This is a genomic window from Arthrobacter sp. MDT1-49-2 (genome assembly GCF_059090185.1).
On the sequence record NZ_JBNHFK010000007.1, the window covers coordinates 17,175 to 40,187 of the forward strand.

Below are 23,013 nucleotides of genomic sequence, written 5' to 3' on the forward strand. Positions count from 1 at the left end.
TTTTTGGTATGGGGGAAATATCGGTGCGGGTTCAGTTGCTTACCCATTCATATACGCCGGAACACAGCCCTCCCCAGCGCCGTTGGACACAATTCAACCGGTATTTCCGAAGTCTCGATTGGGAGGTTTTGGTTATTACGCCCGTTGCCCACGCACCCAACGGCCGGCGCACACTCCCAAAATCCGAGGCCGGGCGTGCATTCCGCTGGGACGTGGGCATGTTTGGTGAACGGATCCTGCGGGTTCCCTACCTTTGGCACCGCACCACACGGCTGGGGCGGCTAATGGACCACTGTTTCAGTGCCGCGGCATCCGTAGCGGCCGGCATGCTGACCCGGCGGCCCGACGCAGTCATCGTGACTGTTCCCAGCCTGCCCATCCTTGGAGCCGGATACCTGCTCTCCAGGATTCGACGTGTTCCCTTCGTCGTTGACATGCGCGATGCCTGGCCCGATATTGCCCGCGACGCCCGGATTGTCCGGGGAAGTGCCAAGAGCCTGACGGAACGGGCAGTAGTCACGTTCCAGGAACGTGCGGACCTGGTGGTGACCGTAACCTACGGGTTCGCCGCCACCCTTCGGGAACGAGGCTTGAAGAACGTGGCCACGGTGGTCAACGGCGTTGACATTTCGGTACGGGAGCTGCTGCCTCCACCCCCGGAAAGGCGGGAACGGCTGGAGGTGCTCTACCTCGGCAACCACGGCGAAAGCCAGCGGCTGGACCTGGTGATCCGGGCCGCTGCCCTGGCACGCGACTACGTCCACCTGACGATGGTGGGCCACGGCGTCCAGCGTCGGCAGCTGATGGCACTGGCCCGGGAACTCGATGCACCCGTGAGCTTTCACGGCCCGGCCCGCCGACAGGAAGTCATGGAGTACTACCGGGAGGCGGACACCTGTGTGGTCTCCCTCCGCGACGACTGGAAATCCTTTGAAACCACCATCCCGTCCAAGACCTACGAGGTACTGGCCGTAGGCCGGCACGTTACCGCCGTCGTTCGCGGCGAGGCACGTTCGATCATCGAGGAATCGGGTGCCGGCGACGTGGTGGAGTCCTCCGCTGAATCGATCGCCCAGCTGTGGAAGGAACTCCACGCTGACCGGAGCAGACTCCTCACAGGTACGTCCGGACGGGACTGGGTGCAGGACAATGCCGACGTGGATGCACTGGCAGTGGCCTATGCCGACCTGCTGCGCAGCGTGGCGGCGGACCGGCCGCACGCATGAAGTTCAGGACAGCGGCCCGTAATTCCTCCCTGGCGCTAGGCACCGTACTCGAGCATCTGGGCGATGACCCGGTGGTCCTGGCACTGCAGATATCCCGGCGACTTCCCAGCCGGGTGCTGGATCCGATGGTACGCACAGCGGAGAGGCTTGCAGCAGGGACAGTCCTGGGACCGCTTGCCGCCGTCGTGCGGGGCGAAAAGGAAACGGCCGAACGCCGGCTCACTGCGGCAGTATCGGACGGCATTGCCGGCCGGAAGGCACTGCACTTCGCGGACGTGGCTACGGCTGCCGGACTAGGGAACCTGGCTGATCGGCTCATTGGCGCAGCGGAACCCGGTACCCGCGGTTTGCCCGGTACGGTGGCGCGCCGCCGGTGGTACGACGGCGACATGACCGGTGCCGTCGAAGTCCTCGCGGCCGGCAGCCCCGCGGAGCGCCGCCAGCAGCGCCGCTTGGCGTCGGAGCTGGCCGTTTTCGAAGGATGGCAGCCGCGCCTGGATCCGGCCAAGGGTTACGCCCCGAACCCCGAGACGGTGCTGCACGTTCTCACCAACAGCCTCCCGCACACCGGAAGCGGCTATGCCCAGCGCACGCACTCAATCCTGAAGGCACAGTCCGAGCATGGCTGGAAGGTGCATGCAGTGACCCGTCCGGGCTACCCGGTCCAGGTGGGCAAACTGCTGGCCGGGGACAGCGACAGCATTGACGGCGTCACCTATTACCGGCTGCTGCCTGCACACCTGCCCTTTGGCATGCAGCAACGTCTGCAGCAGCAGGCCGAGCTGACCCTTGCCCTGGCCCTGCAGACGCGGCCGGCCGTTCTGCATACCACCACGCATTTCGTCAACGGACTGGTCACTGCCGCCGTCGCCGAGGCCCTCGGCATTCCCTGGATCTACGAAGTCCGCGGGCAGCTCGCCGACACATGGGCCTCGACCCGGCCGGAGGAAGCGCGCAGCAGCGAGCGGTACCGGCTCTTCCAGGACCGGGAAGCGGACGTTATGGGTCGCGCGGCCCTGGTGCCCACGCTCGGGACCGTCATGGCCGAACAGATCTCCGGCAGCGGAGTTCCCCGGGAACGGATCCGACTGCTTCCCAACGCCGTGGGGGAGGGATACCTCGAAACACCCCTGCCGGCCGCCGAAGCCCGCCGTGCCCTCGGCCTGGATCCGGACACGGAATTAATTGGAACGGTCAGCAGTCTGGTTGACTATGAGGGGCTCGATGACCTCATTGCAGCCTTCGGCCTCGTCGCTGACCGGCACCGGCACCTCAAGTGCCTGATCGTGGGCGACGGTGCGTCCGCACCGCGGTTGAAGGCGCTGTCCGCCGAACTCGGACTGACCGGCCGCGTGATCTTCACCGGCCGGGTGCCCCGGGAACAGGCCCATTTGTATCATCAGGCACTCGACGTTTTTGTGGTGCCTCGGAAGGATTTGAACGTGACACAAGCGGTAACGCCGCTGAAGCCGGTGGAGGCCATGGCCTGCGCCCGGCCCGTAATAGCCAGCGACCTGCCGGCGCTGGGCGAGCTGGTCCGGCATGCAGAGAACGGGCTCCTGGTTCGGCCCTCCGATCCGGCCCACTTGGCCGAAGCGATCGATTCCCTGATGTCCGACGCCGCGCGCCGCGCCGCGCTCGGAAGCAACGGGCGCAGCCACGTTCTGGCCACCCGTACCTGGGGATCAGCGGCAGAGCAGACCACCGAGTGGTACCGCGCGCTCGCAGGTGCTGCGTAATGGCGCGGACCAATGAGGACGCACTGGCGGTGCAGCCCCTGTCTGTAGACATCAGGGGACTGCAGCGGGTCGGTGCGCGTCCCGGATTCGTCGACTACCTCGTCCAGATCTGGAACTACCGGCACTTCATCGCCTACGACGCCAAATCGCGGGTGCAGAGCGGCAACCGCAGGGACCGCCTCGGCAGCGCCTGGCTGATCCTGAACCCGATCCTGAACGGCCTGACCTACTACCTGATCTTTGGCCTGCTGCTGAACACCGGCGGCGGGATCGAGAACTTTATTGGCTACCTGGTCATTGGAGTCTTCCTGTTCCAGTTCAGTTCCCGGGCCATCACCAACGGCGCACGGTCCATCCAGCAGAACCGCGCCGTGATCCAGGCCTTCAGTTTCCCGCGGGCCACCCTGCCGATTTCCGTGAACCTGCGCGAGCTGCTGGCCAACATACCGGTCCTGATTGTGATGATGCTGCTGGTGCTTCTGGTCCCGCCCACGGAGGACGTCACGTGGCGGTGGCTGCTGGTGATCCCGGCGCTTGCCCTGCAGTGGATCTTCAACCTGGGAGTAGGCCTGATACTGGCGCGGGTGATCTCCCGGGTCAACGACGTCGTGCACCTCCTGAGCTTCGCGCTGCGGGCGTGGATGTATGCCAGCGCCGTCTTCTACAGTTTTGACCGCTTTATCGACGACCCCGTGGTGCTCGGCATTCTCGAGCTGAATCCGCTGTTCCAGGTTCTGGATATTGTGCGGGACTGCCTGCTCTATGCAGCAGTGCCGTCATGGCAGTCGTGGGCCATCCTCAGTTGCTGGGCGCTGGGCGCACTTGCGGTAGGGGCTGTTTATTTCTGGCGGGCGGAGGAGACCTATGGACGCGCCTGAGGACCTGCAGTTCCTCGCGGAGGACCCCTGCGTGGTGATCGACGAGGTAAGCATGAGTTATCGTGTGCCCTCGAGCGAAGCGGTCCCGGGGAGCCGGAACGGCATTGGCGGCCTGCTGCGCCGCATCACGGGCAAACCGAACCTGGTGACCGTCAATGCCCTGAACCCAATGTCCCTCGTGGCGGTCCGGGGAGAGTCGATCGGCATCGTCGGCCGCAACGGTTCCGGCAAGAGCACACTGATGAAACTGATCAACGGCCAGGTCAAGCCGGACACAGGCGCGGTGTACGCCTCCAGTACGCCGATCATGCTGGGCGTCAATGCGGCCCTGGTCCCCGAACTCCCCGGAGACCACAACGTTGTCCTGGGCTGCCTGGCCATGGGACTGACCTATGACCAGATCAGCGAACGGTACGAGTCCATTGTCGAACTTTCCGGCTTGGAAAAGGCCATCCACCTGCCCATGCGCTCCTATTCCTCCGGTATGTCCTCCCGCCTCCGCTTCGCCATCGCCGCGAGCATCGACCCCGAGATCCTGTTGATCGATGAGGCGTTGAACACCGGCGACGCGCAGTTCGCGGACCGGAGCCGGAAACGGATGGACGAGCTGCGGGGAAACGCCGGCTGCGTGTTCCTGGTCAGCCACAGCCTGGAAACCATCACCGAGATGTGTTCGCGCGTGGTGTGGATGGATAAGGGCGACCTGCTGATGGACGGTGAGCCGCGGGAGGTCGTGAAGGCCTATAAGGACTTCACCCGGCACCTGTCCAAGGGCAACAACATCAGTGCGGCCAAAATTCGCACGGACGCCATGGAGGCACTGACCGTCACCCGGATCCAGGAACGTTCCACCGGCCGCCGCAGTGCGAAGGTCCAGTAATGGCGTCGCTGAAGGATTTTCGCACCGGCCTCTGGCACCTGCGTTCCGGCGGGCCGTCGGAACTGCGCGAATGGAACGTGCGCCGGCGGGCGGAACAGGGATTCGCCGATCCGGCGAATTCCCGTGGCGTGGAGGCAGGCTGGATAGGCCGCGGTTCCAAACGGCGGCTGTCGATTCCCGCTGCCACCGTCCCGGGACGTCCGCCCAGGCGCGGCGACCTGACGGTGGGCGTCATCCTTGACGAGTTCTCCGCCGCGGCCTTCGCCTTCGAATGGAACACGGTGGCGCTGGACCCGGCCGGCTGGCGGCAGCAGCTGACGGAGCGCGCTGTGGACCTGATCTTCGTGGAGTCCGCGTGGGCGGGCAACAACCGGCTGTGGCGCGGGAAGCTGGCCGGACCTGCCGGCCCGGCCGCCGCACTCGTGGACCTGCTTGCCTACAGCCGCAGCCAGGGGATCCCCACCGTCTTTTGGAACAAGGAAGACCCGCCGCACTATGAGGATTTCCTCCCTGCAGCGGCGCTGTTCGACCACGTTTTCACCTCCGATGTGCGCAGGGTCGAGCACTATCGCAGGGACCTGGGACACAGCAACATCGGTGTCCTCCCGTTCGCCGCCCAGCCGGCGATCCACAACCCGGCACGGCCGAAACACGGCCGGCATGCCAGGGACATCGGCTTCGCCGGTATGTACTTCGCCCACAAGTACCCGGAGCGGCGTCACCAGATGGACATGCTCCTGGGCGGAGCGATGGACGCGAAGCTGCCCCTCGGCCTGGAAATATTTTCCCGGAATCTCGGCGGGGACCCCAACTATCAGTTCCCCCCACCCCTGGATGACCGGGTGGTCGGCTCCTTGTCGTATCCACAGATGCTGTCCGCCTACAAGGCCTACAAGGTCTTCCTGAACGTCAACTCAGTGGTGGATTCTCCGAGTATGTGTGCCCGGCGTATTTTCGAGATTAGCGCCGCGGGGACTCCCGTGATCAGCGCACCGAGCGACGCCGTGGCCCGGTTCTTCAGCCCGGACGAGGTGCCCGTTGCCTCCACCCGGGAGGAGGCCGCCACACTGAGTGCAGGGCTGGTCCGCAACGCTGAATACAATGACCGCACCGTCCACCGTGCCCAGCGCCGGATCTGGTCCGAGCACACGTATGCACACCGCGCCGAAACCATAGTGGCGGCCGCGGCCCCGCTGAAGTCCCGTCCGCCGGTCCGTCCTACGGTATCTGCCTTGGTTCCGACCATCCGGCCGCACCAACTCGAGAACGTGTTCCGCACGCTGGCTGCCCAGCAGGATGTGGACGTGGAGCTGGTACTGCTGACCCACGGATTCGTCCTGGCGCCGGAACGCCTGCAGGAGCTTTCCGCGGCCTCCGGGCTGACAAAGGTCCGACTGCTCACCGCCGGACCCGAAGTATCACTGGGGGAGTGCCTGAACCGATGCGTCGAGGCCGCCTCGGGTGAGGTGGTGGCGAAGATGGATGACGACGACCACTACGGGCCGCACTACCTCAGCGACCAGCTGTATGCGCTGGAGTATTCCGGCGCCGACGTGGTGGGCAAGCAGGCACACTACATGCACCTGCGCAGCTCCAACGCCGTCGTCCTCCGCTTCGGACACCGCGAACACCGCTACACGGACTTCGTGATGGGACCGACCATTGTCACCCGACGCACTCTTGCCCTTGAACTGCCCTTCCCGTCACTGGGGTTGGGTGAGGACACGGGCTTCCTGAAGCAGGCTGCCGCCGCCGGAAAACGGATCTACTCGGCGGACCGCTTCAACTACTACCAGGTCCGTGAAGCCAGCGGACATACATGGAAGGTCGACGACGCCACTTTGCTGGCCTCGGGTGACCTCCGATTCTATGGGGAACCGAATGAACACACAGACATATAGCGCCGGCGAGACCACAACGGCCGTCACCACAGTCGCCGTCATCGGCCTGGGCTACATCGGCCTGCCGACCGCCGCCATCCTGGCAGGCAAGGGCCTGCATGTGATCGGCGTCGACGTAAATCCGTACACGGTTGAGGCTGTGAACGAAGGCCGCGTGCCCTTCGTCGAACCCGATCTAGGGATCCACGTGGCCGGCGCCGTCAGCCAGGGCCACCTCGTGGCCCAGGCTACCGTTCCCGAAGCCGACGCCTACATCGTGGCGGTACCCACACCGTTCAAAGAGGACAAGACCGCCGACCTGGTCTACGTAGAGCAAGCGGCACGTAACATCGCCCCGCGCATCAAGGCCGGCAACCTGGTCATCCTGGAATCCACGTCACCTCCGGGTACCACCAAACACCTGGCTGAGGTCATCCTGGGGCTGCGCCCCGATCTCGCTCCGGATGCGAACGGCGGCAAAGCAGCCGTCATGTTTGCACACTGCCCGGAGCGGGTGCTGCCGGGCAGGATCATGATCGAACTCGTCACTAACGACCGGATCATCGGTGGTCTGACCCCTGAGGCCGCCTCCGCAGCCGCCGCACTGTACAGCAGCTTCTGCCAGGGCGGCATCCACCTGACCGATGCGGCTACGGCGGAAATGGCCAAACTGGTGGAGAACGCTTACCGCGACGTCAATATTGCATTCGCCAACGAACTCTCGGTTATCAGCGACAACCTCGGCATCGACGTCTGGAATCTCATTGATCTGGCCAACCACCACCCTCGCGTGAACATCCTGCAGCCAGGTCCCGGCGTCGGCGGGCACTGCATTGCCGTTGACCCCTGGTTCATCGTGGCGGCCGACCCGGAAAACGCCAAGCTGATCCGGGCCGCCCGGGAAGTCAATGACGCCAAGCCGGACCACGTGGTGGCCGCAGTTGAGGCGGCCCTGGCGGAATCCGGCGCCACCACCGTCGCGGCCCTGGGCCTGGCCTTCAAAGCCAATGTGGATGACACCCGGGAATCTCCGGCGGTGGAAATTGTGCGCCGCCTGGCCGAGGCCAACCCGTCCCTGCGCATCTTGGCCGGCACCGCTTTTGCCCACACGCCCCTGCCGGAGGAGCTGGCCGGATTTGGGAACATCACCGTGGTGAGCGGAGAGACGGCGGTTAAGGAGGCGGGCGTCGTCGTTCTTCTCGTGGATCACGACGCTTTCCGTGAGCTCACCCCCGAGCAGCTGGCGGGGAAGCGGATCGTAGATACCCGGGGCTTCTGGCGGAACTGATATGCCGAACGCATCCACCCGTCCCCTGAGCGGTTTGGCAGGCAAGCTGCACCCTGCACTGCGCGCGCGGCTCCGCCGTCTGGCCGCCCCGGGCAACCGCGCGGCGGGGCACGGGCTGCTGAGCGTTGTTGTCCCCATGTACAACGTTGCCCGATACCTGGACCGGTGCCTGGCCAGCCTCGTGACGCAAAGCTACCGGGACCTGGAGATCATCCTGGTGGATGACGGGTCCACGGACGGTACCGCGGCAATTGCCGCCGGCTACGCGCGGCATGACCGCCGGATCACGCTGGTGAAACTGCCGCACGGCGGTAACGGGCGCGCACGCAACATGGGTATCCGTGCCGCCAGCGGCCGGTTCCTCACGTTTGCGGACGCCGACGACGTTGTACCCTCCGATGCCTACGCCACCATGGTCGCGCACCTCGCCGGCAGCGGTTCGGACTTCTGCGTGGGATCCTACGGGCGGATCCGCGGCAATAAACGCACTCCGGTGCGGCTGGCCGAGCGGATCCATTCGCAGCAGCTCACCGGTATCCGGCTGGACGACTGCCCCGAGGCAATTGATGATGTGTTCCTGTGGAACAAGGTATTTCTCCGCGACTTCTGGAACCGCTGCGTAGGGCCCATCCCCGAAGGCATACGCTACGAGGACCAGGAGACCACCAGCCGCGCCTACCTCCGCGCCCGAAGCTTCGACATCCTGAGCCCCGTGGTCTACTGGTGGCGGATCCGTGAGGACGGGTCCTCCATCACGCAGGCCAAACACCTGCTGGAAGACCTGCAGGACCGGCTCGCCGTGGCACGGGACGTCACCGCCCTGTTCCGCGCCGAGGGGTCAGCTGCGGTGCAGGAGCGCTGGTACCGGCGACTCCTGGGCAGCGACATGGTCCCGTACATTGAGCAGGTGCCGGATGCCTCCGATGAGTTTTGGCAGCTACTGCACCACGGTGTCCGGGACTTCTACTGCGCCGGAGAGAAGTATCTGGACCGGATCGATCCGCAGGCACGAATACTGCTCCTTCTGGCCGCGAACGGCCACCGGGAGGACATTCGGCGCGCCGTGGTGGACCGGATCAACAACGGCACAGCCAGCCCGCTGACGTTCGCCAACGGCCGGATCTTCGCGGAGCCGCCGCTATTGGACGCGATTTCCACACCGATAGACCGGGAACTGCTGGAGGTGCAGCCCAGCCTGCTCGATCTGGTGGTAGCGCTTGACGAACCCGTGCAAGCAGTATCGGGACGGGTCTCGGTCAGCGGGCACGCCTACCTGCGCAACGTCGATCTGCGGACCAACTCCCTGGACCTGTGCGTCACCGGCGCGGAGGCCGAGGTCCTGTCATTCACGCGCCGGAGCGATCCTGACATCGATCTGTTCTCCGGGGACCGGAACTGCAGCTATGCTGCATCCGCGTTCACCGTGGAGCTGAACGCCCCGGCTTCGGAACTGACCGTAGCTGCCGAGGCAGCCGGTTTCCGGGTGGAACGCTCGGTTCCCGTTCCGCGCCCGGCCGTGAAACGGCAACCCGGTTCCGGACCCGCGGTGACCGCGCTATCTGTGTTGACCCGCGATGGTGTGGACGAACTTCTGTTCATAGTCGAGGGGGCGCCGGCGGATGCCTCCTACGCCCTGGCGACGGCGCGGTTCACCCTTCCAGCCGAAGTTCTGGACGGACACGACGGGACGCTGCAGCTCCGGGTACCACTGGCCACCCGCCGCTGGGGGACCGAACTGCCGGCACCGCCGTCGGGCTCCTACACGCTGCGCCTGAACCGCACCGGGGGAGCGGCCGGCCCGGCCGATCCGGCCGTGGGCGTGGATGAAAGCACCGCCAGAAGCTTCCGATCGGAACTGCTTCCCGGAGCACGCGTCCGGGGCCTCAGGACCGCCTCCGGTGCGATGGCCGTGAGCATTGGCGCCCCGCTGGCCGAAGACGAAACCGGTACCTTCCACCAGTACCGTCTGCGGCGGGAAAGCTTTCGTCCGGCGGCTGTGCGCCACATACGGCCCGGTATCTTCTTTGAGAGCTTCGGCGGCAAGAACTGCACGGACAGTCCGCGGGCCATTTCCGATTACCTGGCCGGGCGAGCTTTCGACGAGCCGCTGTACTGGTCCGTCGCAGACCGGTCCGTTCCGGTGCCGGAGTACGCGGTGCCGCTGCTGCAGGGCACCGCCGAATGGTATGAGACGCTGGCGTCCACCCGGATACTGGTGAACAACAACAATTTTCCTTGGTACTTCCGCAAGGCGCCGGGACAGTTCTACCTGCAGACCTGGCACGGGACACCGCTGAAGAAGATCGGCCTGGACATTCCGCAGCACCTGCTTTCCCTGTCCTACCGGGACCTGATGGCACGTGAGTCCCAATGGTGGGACCTGCTGCTGGCACAGAACGAGTTCGCGGGGGGTGTCCTCCCGAAGGCACTCGATTATACGGGTGAGGTACTGACGGCGGGATATCCTCGGAACGACGCCCTTGTCGCCCCGGATGCCGCAGAGACCCGCCTCCGGGTACGGGCACTGCTGGGACTCGCGCCCCACCATAAGGTGCTGCTGTACGCCCCCACCTGGCGGGACGCCATCCGTGACGGGGCGGGCAGGTCCGACTGGGCAGGTTTTTTGGACGTTGAGGAAGCCAGCCGCCTGCTGGGACCGGACTACCGCTTCCTGATTCGCGGGCACCATAATGTGGCCGGCCAGCGGAATATTGATCCGTTCCCCGCGGCCATTGATGTTACGGAGTATCCCGAGCTCAACGACCTGTACCTCGCTTCGGATGCCCTTGTCACCGACTATTCATCCGCGCTGTTCGACTATGCGGTGCTCAACCGCCCGACCTACCTGCTGGTGCCTGACCTGGACGAGTACCGCCGGACCCGAGGGTTGTACCTGGATCCTGCCGCTGACTTGGGCCGGCTACCGGTAGTATCCACGACGGATGAGTTGGTCATGGCGCTGCAGCCACCCCAGTATGCCTCCATGTCGCACGCCTCGACGTTGGACATGAGTTTCGCGTCCATCAGTATGGGCTTAGCCGCTGCGGTGGCAGCGGAAGCCCTGCTGACGGCTGCCCCTGCCCGCCCAAAGAATGCAACAGGAGACCGCCGTGGCTAAGGGCCAATTTTCCCTCGTAGTAGCGCTTTATAACGTCGCAGAGTACGTACCGACGTTTCTCAAGTCGCTGGAAATCCAGACCTATCCCGTACATGACCTGGACATTGTTGTCGTGGATGACGGTTCCACGGATGAGTCGGCCGCTCTGGTGACTCGGTGGGCCGAAAACCGGGAAAACGTCCGTCTGGTCCGCAAAGCCAACGGCGGGCCGGGGTCCGCCCGCAACGTCGCCCTGGGTCTGGTGAAGAACACGTGGGTAACCTTCTGCGATCCCGACGACGCGTTCCATCCAGAGTATTTTGAGCGGATTGCGGCCTTCATCGCACGAGACACACAGCAGTCCGCACAAATGCTGGCCGGACGGCTGGTGCAGTTTAACGACCTTTCGCTCAAGACGTCTCAGGGGCACCTGCTCAACCGAAAATTCCGTCTCGGGGACCAGCTGGTGGATTTGGACCTCAACCCGGAGTACATCCATATGCACGGCCCCACGACTTTCCTTCGACGCGAGGTCCTCGAGGCAAACAACCTTCGCTTTGATGAACGGATCCGGCCGAAATTCGAGGACGCACACCTGATCGGACGGTATCTGGCCGCAGCCGAACGCCCCGTCGTCGGGCTGGTTGCATCGGCCAGCTACTACTACCGCCGTCAGCGCAACAGCGGAGCATCCCTGGTGCAAGGCACATGGGGTGATCCCCGCGCTTACCGCGACCTCCCCGAACACGGATGGTTGGGAATGTTGGAGGCCACACAACGCAGCCGGGGCCGGGTGCCGCACTGGGCACAGTACATGGTGCTTTACGACCTGGTGTGGTTCTACATAGATGACAAGCGGATGCACAGTGATACCGGGTCCGCCACACCTGATCAGCAGGAAAGCATGCACCGCCTGCTGGAGAGAATCATCGCGCTGATAGACCTAGAGGTCATAGATACCTTCAGTGTGGTGAGTCAGGGGTGGCTGTTCCACAACATTCTGCGTTCCTATTACAAGGGGCTGCGGTTTGCCGAGCATCCGATTCTGCAGGGACCCACGGACCCTGATCAGCAGGTCACCACATACCACTACCTCTTCCAGGGCGCCTTACCCGAGGAGGAGTTCATGGTAGATGCTCTTCCGGTGGTGCCGGTGTCAGCGAAGGTGGTGGAACACCGGGTGCTTGGACGGGTGCTCCTGCGGGAACGGATCCTGGTGCTCCCGATGGGCGAAGATACCCGGATTGCGCTCGATGGATCACCGGGACATGTGACGACCGACCGCGGCGTGCCGCTGCAGCCTGGACGCAAACCCAACCCCACCCCCTACCTTCGTGTGGCGTCAGCCGCGGGAGCCCGCACCGGCACGTCTTCGATTGGGACCGGGCGCGTGGGCAGGAAGCTGGCCAAAGCACGAACCAGCCTCACGGTCCGGCGGGTCCTCACCGGCCGTTCCCGTCCGCGGACTGCGGCCGAGACCGCCGGCCGGCTTGTCCGGCGACAGGTTGAAGGTATCAAAGCGAAACGGCGGGCTGTAGCGGATGCAGCACTGATCCGCAGGGCACACAGTGAAAAGGCCCGCACGCTGTACCAGGACGCCTGGCTGCTCATGGACCGGACTGACCGGGCCGATGATAATGCTGAGCACCTCTACAGGTACCTGAGAAAGCACCGTCCGGAGATCAACGCTTTCTTCGTTATCAAAAGAGACTGCCCGGACTGGGCACGGTTGGAAGCCGACGGATTCCGTTTGGTCCCGTACGGCTCAGATGAGCTCGTCCTGCTGTACCTGAATGCCGCCTACAAATTGTCGTCCCACGCCAACTGGTACGTGGAGTATCCCGTGCCACGGAAGCGGTTTGGTGACGGCAACGCGAAGTTCGTTTATCTTCAGCACGGCGTCATTAAGGATGACATGTCCCGGTGGATCAACGGGAAGAATATCTCCATCATGGTGACCACCACCCGGGGCGAACATGACTCGATTGCCGGCAACAACAGCGTGTACCGTCTGTCAAGCCACCAGGCCAAGCTCACCGGCCTGCCACGCTACGATGCACTGCGGAAGGCCGCGCTTAAAAGCCCTGTAACTGAACGCCGCAACGTGCTGGTTGCGCCAACCTGGCGCCAGTACGTAAAGAAGGTCATCGAAGTCTGTCCGACTCCTGAGGAAGCCGCCGCTGCCTTCGAAGCCACCGATTTCGGAGCGGCCTGGATGGCGTTGCTGCGTTCACCGGAACTGAAGGAACTCAGTGCAAACCAGGGTGTGGACGTTGTATTTATGCCGCATCCTGAGTTCGAATTCGTGGTTCCCCATCTGGACCTGCCGGAATACGTACAACCGGTCCGGTACCGCGATGTCAGTGTGCAGGCCGAACTCGTCAAGGCGCACACCATGATTACAGACCATTCCTCAATCGCCTTTGACGCTGCTTACACCGGCAGCAACCTCATCTACATGCAGTTCGACGGAGACGAGATTTTCCGCGGTAAGCACGTTTACCGCAAGGGGTACTTCGATTACGCCCGGCACGGCTTCGGCCCCGTTGTACAGGACGCACCCGGGGCACTGGCCGAACTCGAACGCGTAGTTGAAAGGGGACTTAAGCGCGAGAAACTGTACGAGGACCGGGTACGGGAAACATTCCCCTTCTGGGATTCGGGGTCCTGCGCCAGGGTTACCGCAGCCGTCGAGAATCTTGGACGCCCTTGGAACCGGCAGCTTTCCGTAGAAGAACTGCCGCAGACTTATGGGCGCGCCGTATGAGGGGCACACGATGGCTCAAACAAGGCGTGAAAGTTGTAGCGGACTGGATGCCTCGGCAGACGGCGGAGGTCCCCTCACCGTCAGCCTGGGCTGTGCCTGAACTGCCGCCAGTGCCTGAGACGGGTCCCGATACCGCTGCGCTGGCATCCTGGTTGCAGGAAGCTGCGGCAGTTGCGGGCACCGTGAATGCGGAGACTGCGACAGCCCAGGCCCGGCAATGGGTTGTCGAGCGGCTCAAGGACTTGCAACCCCACGTGGAGTATCTCCAGCACAGCGGAGAGGAGCATTTTGCGCTCCTTCAGAAGTTCATCGCGGCCGTGATTCAACGGGTGGAAGGTTCTGAGGTGTTGAGGTCGCTGGGCGTCCACCAACGGGTACTGCTCTCGTTGACTGCCGACGGACGGCGCGGTGACCTCCTGCTGGTGCTGGCGGACTTACAGGACAACGGCAGGAGTTATCGCACCGAAGCCACATCGGATCCGCAGGCGGCCGGCAGCCTGGCGGCCGCACCGGGGTACCTTGCGTTGCTTTCGGAACGGATTGATTCCCGGCTCCTTAGCCTGGGGGCCGTTGATCTGCCCGTGAGGGCGCAACTCACCCGCTTCGAGTGGACAGAGCACGGGACGCTGACCATAGGAGCGTGGGCCTATCTGCCTGGGATCAACCCGGCGGAATGTGAGCTGCAGGTGGAACTCAGGCAGCAAGGATCAGCCACGGCCGTGGCGCTCGCAGTCACAAGGGGGAAAGACCAGCGGATCGATGCCGCCGCAGCGGACCGCTTCCGGTCCTATGCCGGCGCAGCGTTTACCGTTGAGGTTGATACGCCTGCCCTGCCGGGCGTGCAGGAGTCCGGCCGGTCCTCGGAATGGTTCTTTCACGTCACCCTGCTCTCCGGGGATTTCACTGCTTCGAATAGGATCCGGGTCCGGAACCAGGATCTGGTCCCGAGGCGCCTTCCGGTAGGGGCTCCGGCGAATAGCCGCACCCGGGTGATCGGACTGATGGATGCCGACAAGGGTCTGCGGCTCAAAACAATCCGTTATTCGTGCGCCGCTTCCACAGTTCACGTGGAAGGCAACATCGTAACCGTCGGCTTCGGCGGGCAGGGCGACGTCGTGCCGTCGGCACTTTATCTCCAGGCGGACGGGGAGGACACACAGGAATTTCGGCAGGAAGCCGACGATCCGACGTTCACCCTCCGCATGCCGGACGCCGAAGTTCCTGCCAACCGGGAGAAGCGCTGGACGATTCAGGCACTCCTACCCAATGGCCGAACAGAACCGGTGGGCTGGAAAGGCTCGGGAGCAGATTTGTCCGCAGTCTTGGCCTCCTCGGCAGCGCTGCGCATGGAGTGCACCGGCTACGGTTACCTGCAGGTCTCCCTTCGCCCGGAACGATTGACACTGAGCAGCGTGCGAATGCTCGACGACGCAGACACACTCATCCTGGAGGGACACTCCCGTGGATGCGGCAGACCCGAAGGCGCGGCCGTACCGACATTGATGCTGTTGACTGCCCGCAACGAGGTGCGCGCCTCATCTGCCAGTTGGCTGGATAGTGCCGGCCGGTTCCAGGCGGAGTTTCCATTGTCGCAGGACAAGTGGGGTTACGGGCGGTCTGCGTTGGAACCCGGCCACTACCGCGTTGTTCATCACATTCCTGAGGAACTCGGAGGCGGTGTCGCCCGAGTGCCGGGGCTCGGTGACCTCCTCACGTCCATGCCCCTGCATCTGGGACATGATCTGATGCACCTGGAGCTCGTAGGCGAGGGCAATGAACAGGACCTGGTCCTGCGGGTAGCGGCACCTCGAACCCCCGACGACCGCACGGCGCTGCGCCGCAGCCAGGCGATCGCGGACTATGCCCAAACCGCCGATCCCGTGGACAGCGGGATCATCCTGTTCGAATCCTTCGACGGGAAGTCACCATCCGACAGCGGGCGGGCGATCAGCGATGTCCTCGGCGAGCGGATCCCCGGACTTCAGCGGTACTGGACGATTGCCGATTTCTCGGTGCCGGTGCCGCCGGGCTGTACACCCGTGCTAAGGGAGAGCCCGCAGTGGTTCAAGCTCCTCGCAACCGCCGGCTATTTAGTCAACAACAACAACTTCCCGCATTACTTCCGCAAGCGGCCGGGACAGTTCTACCTGCAGACCTGGCACGGTACCCCGCTCAAACGCGTAGGAGCCGACACACCGATAGCTGGCACAACCGCCTCCTACCGGGCGCTGATCTCGCGTGAGGCAGCAGCCTGGGACATGTTGCTGGCGCAGAATAAGTTTGCGGCCGATACCCTGGCGGCTGCTTTCGGATACCGCGGAGAACCCGCCGTCTTCGGCTATCCGCGCAACGATGCCCTGGCTGCTGACACGGCGCCTGCCCGGCGTGCCGAGGCCCGGCGCAGGCTGGGCATCGAAAGCGGTCAGAAAGCATTGCTGTATGTCCCTACGTGGAGGGATAACAGAGACGCGGCCAATCCCTACCTGGATTTTGAAGCCGCGGCCGTAGGCTTGGGCGAGGACTATGTCATGCTCTACCGCGGTCACCACAAAATTGCCGGCAAGCGAAAGACCACCGAGCAGGATTTCTATGTAGACGTCACTGCTCATCCGGAAATCAATGACCTGTACCTGGCGGCCGATCTGCTGGTCACCGATTACTCATCGGCCATGTTCGATTTCTGTGTGACCGGCAAACCGGTGTATTTCCTGACCCCTGACCTGGTGCGATACCGCGATTCCGAGCGAGGTTTCTACTTTGATCTGGAGGCTGAGGCGCCCGGACCGATGGTAGAAACCACGGAGGAGCTCGTCGCTGCAATTAGGGCTGCGGAAGCAGCCGCGGAGCCTTACCTTAGCCGCCACCGAAAGTTCACGCTCAGGTATCTCGGGGCTGACGATGGCGCTGCGGCTAATAGGGTGGTGGATGCTGTGTGGGGCAAGACGGAGGGACACGGCCTGCCTCAATAGTTCACCCTTTATTCATATTGTGCGTATTCTGTTCCCGGGGAACGCGTTACATCTGACGATTGGCGGCGTGCAGCAGGGGAGCTGCGAGTACTTGTTGGGTATTTCCCCCGACACGCCTCTCTGATCGACAGGACATGCAATGACCGTTCAAGCTGTAATACTCGCCGCCGGAATGGGCACCAGGCTCGCGCGCCCGCATCCCAAGTCGCTGACCCAGCTGGACGACGGGCGGACCATCATGACGCAACAGGTAGAGAACCTGCGCGCAGCATTCGGGGATGAGCTTCGGCTTACCATCGTCGTCGGGTACAAGCTTGAGCAAATCTTGGAACACGTTCCGGATGCGTCCTTCGTTTACAACGAGGCATTCGATCAGACGAACACATCCAAAAGCCTCCTGAAGGCGCTGCGAAACTCTGCCGAAGGCGGAGTTTTGTGGATGAACGGAGACGTGGTGTTTGACCCGGAGCTCCTGATCCATATCGCGTCCCACGTCCACGAGGATCGTTCATTTGTTGCTGTGGATACCTCTGTTGTGTCCGACGAGGAAGTCAAATACACGGTCGATGACGACGGGTATATCCGGGAACTGTCCAAGAGTGTGGTCAATGCGCTCGGTGAGGCAGTCGGCATCAATTACATCTCATCTTCAGACAAGAAGCATCTGATTCAGAGGCTGGACGACGTTGAGGACCAGGAGTACTTCGAGGGCGGCATCGTCAAGACAATTCAGCAGGACGGCGTGAATTATCTTCCCGTTGGTATCAGCCACTATTACGCAGTGGAGGTGGATTTTGCCGAGGACCTCGTTAGGGCGAACGACTGCCTGGCAACGGAGGGCCGGTTAAACTGAGCCACCTTCGGGTAAACGAATTCCAGCAGCTTTAGAAAGGGACGCGGTCGTCACCGACTGAGCACACATGAAACCTAAAACACTAATAAACGCTGGCCGGCTGGCTGAGAAAATAGGCCAGACAGGTCTCGCAAGCAGTCTATATACGCGATCAACCAAAGGTGCCGGTGCTCAGCGGGCCGAAGCGCTTTATCGCCTCGCGAATTTGGGATTTCATGCTGGTGACATCAACGATGTGCAACAGTTGCTCGAGGACGCAATTGAGCTTCAGCCGGATCGAGCTGCGTGGCGATACCGACTGGGTACCGTTTTGGAAAAGCAAGGTAACAATGACGGCGCGCTGCATCACTATCGGGCTGCGGTGGCCCTAGAGCCTGAAAACGCTGTCTGGGCTCGACGTCTCGAACGTTGCCAAAGCAACGTCCGAATGTCGAAAGCGCAGTCCGACGATGAGCGGGCTAAGTTGCTGCGCAGAAAAGGCGAGCGTTGGCGAGAGCTGGAAGTCCTCCAAGCGTCTGCGCCTAACTTCAGAAAGTCTCCGGATTGGTTTCTGCGTCTTGGAGATACGCTCGAAGAGATGAATCGCTTTCAGGACGCCGCGGTCGCGTTCGAACAAGCGAACAGGCTTCGTCCTGGGCGGCCGGAGAACCTCTTCCGAGAAGGCCACTGCTGGAAGAAAGCCGGGTTTCCAGAACGGGCTGAGGCGATCTTCCTCCGTACTCGCGAGGCAGATGCAAAGTTCCAAAGCAAGGAGCTGGGCGTTGGCGTTTTCTATGAACGCAGGGGAATGTGGCACGAAGCCGCAGCACAGTTCGAAAAAGATAGCGATAAGCGGCCGCTTACGGCCGAATTGCAGTTCCGTGCAGGTCGCGCTTTGGAACGCAGCTACTTCTGGAAGGAAGCCGTATATCGATACGGCCAGGCGACCTTACTGAATCCGTCCGAGCCGCGGTATCATTTCCGGCTCGGATACGCGTATGAGCGGATGGCAGACTTCGCAGCTGCAGAGGATTGTTACTCTTACGGAATCGACCTTCTTCCGACAGGGGACTCGGTCGCAAGATACTGGTCGTTCCGGCTTGGCGTTGTGCGTGAGGCGCAAGGCGATCACGAAAAAGCTGTCTCGGCGTATTCGGCCTCCCTGAACACGCCCGCCGTTTCCCCAGAAGCGTCTCCAAAAGTGGGGGAGACAGTGGTTAGTCAGCGACCGGATTACGGACTGGCACTCCTACGAAATTCGAAGGCGCTTGCGCTACGCTCAGGCGACGCAAATTTCATTCTTACAGTTGCTGGCCGATTTGAGCGACGCGAGCTTTGGCAAGACGCTGCCGATTGCCTAAAAGTGGCAGCGGACCGAAGCCACTCCTTCAACCAAGCTATATTTTTGAGGCTCGGACAGGCATATGCCAGAATGGGCGATATCGCGGCCGCGTCCGACACCCTACGGATGACCAGAATATCGACGGCGCCCCGTGGAATCGATAGCGCCAAGTATAAGAAGGATGCAAACCTTCAAGCACTCTTCGAGTACGCAGAGATGATGGAGAACTTGCCCGTACGCGAAGACGTCATTCTATATGAAAGTTTTTTCGGAAAGCAGATAACTTGTAATCCTTACGCGCTATTCATCGAGTTGTTGTCCGATCCGAAATATAGGAACTATACCCATGTATGGTCAGTATCGCGGGATGTGCACATCCCGCGTTGGATGCGCAACATGGACAACGTCATTTTCGCTCCTCGGGGTACGCACCTAAACCGCCGGTATCTTGCTACGGCTAAATATCTGGTAAACAACGTGACGTTCCCGCCGTTCTTTGTTCGCCGGCCGGAGCAGCGGTATCTCAATACTTGGCATGGCACCCCGATGAAAACCCTGGGGAAAGACGTCGGTACGGGGATCCTGGAGCATCGCAACGTATCTCGAAATCTGCTCCAAGCTACACATATCCTCACGCCCAACGAACACACGACGAATGTCCTCTTGGAACGCTCCGACGTGCTGAGCCTCGCGACTGCCAAGGTGGGGTACACGGGATACCCACGAACTGACCTCACAGTGAATATGGATGGCCCGAGAAGGGCAGAAATTCTCCGCGCGCTAGGTATAGGGGCCGACGATCCCCGACGAATCGTTCTTTATGCCCCGACTTGGCGAGGCGGAACAGCCAGCCAGCACTTCGACACTGATCGTCTCAGTACCGATCTCCGGGCACTGGCCGAGCTCGACTGTCTTGTACTTTTCCAGGGCCATCATTTATCGGTGTCGCTTCTGCCTGCCGATCTGCCAGTTCATATGGTCAGTGACGAGATTAACGTCAATGAGCTTCTTGCGGTAGTTGATGTTCTAATTACCGACTACTCAAGCATCATGTTCGATTTCTTTGCCATTGGGCGCCCGGTCATTTGTTATACATACGATCTCGATGAGTACATTGCAGAACGAGGTTTGTACTTCACACCGACCCAGCTTGGACTAACCGAGGTGCATTCATCCGGTGATTTGGTGGCCTCCGTTAGCGATGCGCTTTCAACGCCGGCCGAGTTCATAGCTCCGGTAGAACTCGTGAACCGGTTCTGCGCTCGGGAAGATGGCAAGGCCGCAAAACGGGTCGCTGCTTTCTTCCTAGAGGAAGACAACGAATACAATATTCAACTGTCGTCCCCGGAGAAGAGGAAGTACCTCTTTCATCACAGCATGCTCCCGAATGGAATCTCGTCTTCACTGACCAACCTGCTTAAGTCCCTCGATCCGGAGCGCTGCGACGTAACGGTAGTGGTTCCAGCGGGGGCAGTGGAGAAGGAAGAAGGACGCGCTAACGTATTAAAGGGCCTCCCATCATTCGTAAAAGTATTAGGTGACGCGGGTCGCCAGGTAGTGAATATTGAAGAAAAATGGTTGATTGATTATCTTAATCGATGGCATGTTCTTCCTTCCGATGAGCAGCGCGACCTATATATGGGAGCCTTTCGGCGCGAATACCGCCGCTTATTCGGCGACACCGAGTTCGATGTCATAGTTGAGTTTGAGGGTTATTCTAGGTATTGGACTTCCGTTCTCGCAGCCGGTTCGGTAAATGCCAAAAAGATCATCTATCTACACAGTGATATGGAAGCAGAGTGGAAGATGAAGTTCCCATATCTTCGAACTGTCTTTGATCTCTATGATCATTTCGATGTTCTTGCGTCTGTCTCTCCCGCACTTTCGGAGGTGAACCGGAAAAGCATGCTCCGTCTAACAGCCGGCGGCTCGAGTAAGTTCGTGGCGGTCATGAATCAGATCGATCCTGCCGGAGTGAGGGAGAGGGCCCTAGAGCCGTTGGATGATGACCTTGCTCCGTGGTTCGCCGCGGAGGTGCCGACTGTGCTCGCAATGGGGCGACTGTCCCTCGAAAAGGACCAGGCTAAGCTAGTTCGCGCAATGGCTGATATGAGGGACAAAGGCTATAAAGCAAACCTCATCCTTCTTGGGGAAGGTCCTATGCGGCAAGATCTGGAGGATTTGGTCAGTCGACTCGAACTAGCAGAACAGGTGTTTTTCGCGGGGCATCGGGCTAATCCTTTCCCAGCGCTTCGAGCGGCCGACTGTTTTGCCCTTTCCTCCAATCATGAAGGTCAGCCGATGGTGTTGCTTGAGTCGATGATTCTCGGAACGCCGATCGTCGCGACAGACATACCTGGTTCGCGCCAGGTATTGTCGGAAAATGTCGAATGCTTGGTCGACAACTCTGTCGAGGGGCTATCAATGGGAATCGTTGATGTCTTGGCGGGTCGCAGAAGGAACGCCGTGATGTTTGATGCGGAGTCTTACTGGGTAAAGACCCGGGAAGCATTTATCCACGTTACTAGATAAATAGAAGTCAGCGGCGCTCCGCATGGGAGCCACATAGATGGTGACGGGCTTGCACGACACTGCTGTTTTGTGTGCCCCTATGCCTATAGGCAGTGACCGCGTGGGGCTGGTCCGGCGCTCTAGCAACGCTACCTAGGCGTCCATTGCTGGAAGAGGTGTTGCCGCTGCACTTCTCTGTACACAAAAATAGGCACCACAGGTCAGTATTACCAGAGGCCTCTAGAGAAACGACACCTTTTATGTCTGAAAACATCGCTGTCTATATGGTTGGAGACTCCGGGATATTCTTTCCGGGCCTGGTAGCTTTTCGCAGTATCCAGGACAATAATGCCGATAATCCATTCGACTACTATATGTGTTTCGATGGTCAGGACCTGACTCAAAACATGCGAGACGTTCTCTCGGATCACGACATACACTTTGTGGATATCGCTGTCTTGGCCACCTACGGAACTGTAGACGATCTAGATGCCATGAAGGAGCAGCGGTGGCCGAATCAGGTTTTCAATAACTGGCTTTTCCCATATTGGTTGCGCGATCAAGGGTACAAGGACGCGTTAAAGGTAGACTACGACATCCTTTGCGTCGGTAAGTACGAGTTAGCAGATCTCCTTCCTAAGTGCGCGGCGGTGTCTGCACTGCAGTTTAATGTTGATCTACTACGGGTCGGAGTTCCGAGGAACTCACTCGCTGAGTTGCAGGTTCCTGTAACCAATGACAGCGCGATTATCCCGTATTACAACGCGGGCGTTGTCGCAATCAACATCGAAAGGTACGTGGACGCTGGTACGTTCGGTTTCTTTAGGTATGCATACCTAACGATACAGGCGGAGGGAGCGACAGTGTTGAATGCGGAACAAGTTGCCCTTGCCATTGTGGCATACCATAGCGGGGGAATTGACGAGCTACCAGCCGCCTATAATCAGCGCATAACATTGTTGCCCGACCTGGATGCAGCGGGTCTGCCGTTGTTAAAAAATATCCATTACCTCACGCACAATAAGCCGTGGAAAGATCCGGATTACCGGTACCTGGATGGATATGTCAAGCATGGCCGGACCGCCGTTTATATTTATCGGGATATCTGGCATCAGTACGCAAAAACCGTTCCGGGTTATAGTGAGTTCGTTCGCCCTCAGGCTCCATCTGCATTGGAGACCATAGGGATGTATACAACTGTTCTAGCCGCTTATCACGCAAAGTAGCAGGGCGTGGGTCGCCTTCAGCGGGCAATGCATTGACAGTTGAAGGGCTGTGGCTAGGGTATCCATGGCTGACAAAGCTGCCGCACCGTGAGGAGTAGTCGGAATCCCAAATCCGGGATTCCGACTACTCTTCCCCGATCTGTCTGGTTACCCCCGGTAGGGCATCCGGGATCTCCGGTACCCAGGCGAGTGCTTGGTCCAGGGTTTTGGGGGTGTCTTCGGCCAGGTTGAGGCCACGCTACCTGGGTGCCGGTGGCGGCGGGGTGAGTCGTGTGCCGTGGCAGGATGGGCAGGCGCGGGCCGTGACGAAGCTGTTGAAGCGTGCCAAGCCCTCCTCTCTGGTGGCCTTGTATAGGACATCTAGAGACTAGTTCGGGC

At 61.2% G+C, this 23,013-nt stretch carries 12 protein-coding genes; all 12 read left to right on the forward strand.

Annotated elements, in window-relative coordinates:
- Positions 1 to 8: 8 nt before the first annotated feature.
- The 12 genes from AC5RTS_RS10765 to AC5RTS_RS10820 all read left to right on the forward strand — a co-directional run bounded on the left by AC5RTS_RS10765 (position 9) and on the right by AC5RTS_RS10820 (position 22,635).
- Complete coding sequence (locus AC5RTS_RS10765) at positions 9 to 1,226, forward strand: glycosyltransferase family 4 protein (RefSeq protein WP_493992033.1); 1,218 nt, start codon at positions 9 to 11, stop codon at positions 1,224 to 1,226.
- Positions 1,223 to 2,965, forward strand: a complete 1,743-nt coding sequence (locus tag AC5RTS_RS10770; RefSeq protein WP_493992034.1) for a glycosyltransferase family 4 protein — start codon at positions 1,223 to 1,225, stop codon at positions 2,963 to 2,965. Before AC5RTS_RS10765 ends, AC5RTS_RS10770 begins: the two co-directional genes overlap by 4 nt.
- Entirely contained in the window at positions 2,965 to 3,843 is an 879-nt protein-coding gene (locus AC5RTS_RS10775; protein WP_493992035.1) for an ABC transporter permease, read from the forward strand. Before AC5RTS_RS10770 ends, AC5RTS_RS10775 begins: the two co-directional genes overlap by 1 nt.
- Positions 3,830 to 4,723, forward strand: coding sequence for an ABC transporter ATP-binding protein (locus AC5RTS_RS10780; protein ID WP_493992036.1), 894 nt, complete (start codon positions 3,830 to 3,832; stop codon positions 4,721 to 4,723). Before AC5RTS_RS10775 ends, AC5RTS_RS10780 begins: the two co-directional genes overlap by 14 nt.
- Entirely contained in the window at positions 4,723 to 6,624 is a 1,902-nt protein-coding gene (locus AC5RTS_RS10785; protein WP_493992037.1) for a glycosyltransferase family protein, read from the forward strand. The genes AC5RTS_RS10780 and AC5RTS_RS10785 overlap by 1 nt, the downstream gene beginning before the upstream one ends.
- Positions 6,605 to 7,891 carry a UDP-N-acetyl-D-mannosamine dehydrogenase gene (gene wecC / locus AC5RTS_RS10790; protein WP_493992038.1) on the forward strand — a complete coding sequence of 429 codons (1,287 nt, stop codon included), beginning with the start codon at positions 6,605 to 6,607 and terminating at the stop codon, positions 7,889 to 7,891. The genes AC5RTS_RS10785 and wecC overlap by 20 nt, the downstream gene beginning before the upstream one ends.
- A gap of 1 nt (position 7,892) precedes the next feature.
- A complete protein-coding gene (locus tag AC5RTS_RS10795; RefSeq protein ID WP_493992039.1) occupies positions 7,893 to 11,009 on the forward strand; it encodes a bifunctional glycosyltransferase/CDP-glycerol:glycerophosphate glycerophosphotransferase in 3,117 nt (1,038 codons plus the stop codon).
- Positions 11,002 to 13,755: a bifunctional glycosyltransferase/CDP-glycerol:glycerophosphate glycerophosphotransferase gene (locus AC5RTS_RS10800; RefSeq protein ID WP_493992040.1), complete on the forward strand. Its 2,754-nt coding sequence runs from the start codon at positions 11,002 to 11,004 to the stop codon at positions 13,753 to 13,755. The genes AC5RTS_RS10795 and AC5RTS_RS10800 overlap by 8 nt, the downstream gene beginning before the upstream one ends.
- 110 nt (positions 13,756 to 13,865) lie before the next feature.
- Positions 13,866 to 16,724 (forward strand): CDP-glycerol glycerophosphotransferase family protein, encoded by a 2,859-nt coding sequence (locus tag AC5RTS_RS10805; RefSeq protein WP_493992041.1) that lies wholly within the window; start codon positions 13,866 to 13,868, stop codon positions 16,722 to 16,724.
- A gap of 139 nt (positions 16,725 to 16,863) precedes the next feature.
- A complete protein-coding gene (locus AC5RTS_RS10810; RefSeq protein WP_493992042.1) occupies positions 16,864 to 17,577 on the forward strand; it encodes a phosphocholine cytidylyltransferase family protein in 714 nt (237 codons plus the stop codon).
- A 67-nt stretch (positions 17,578 to 17,644) separates the two neighbouring features.
- Complete coding sequence (locus AC5RTS_RS10815) at positions 17,645 to 21,430, forward strand: CDP-glycerol glycerophosphotransferase family protein (protein WP_493992043.1); 3,786 nt, start codon at positions 17,645 to 17,647, stop codon at positions 21,428 to 21,430.
- A 239-nt stretch (positions 21,431 to 21,669) separates the two neighbouring features.
- Complete coding sequence (locus AC5RTS_RS10820; RefSeq protein ID WP_493992044.1) at positions 21,670 to 22,635, forward strand: hypothetical protein; 966 nt, start codon at positions 21,670 to 21,672, stop codon at positions 22,633 to 22,635.
- Positions 22,636 to 23,013 lie beyond the last annotated feature (378 nt).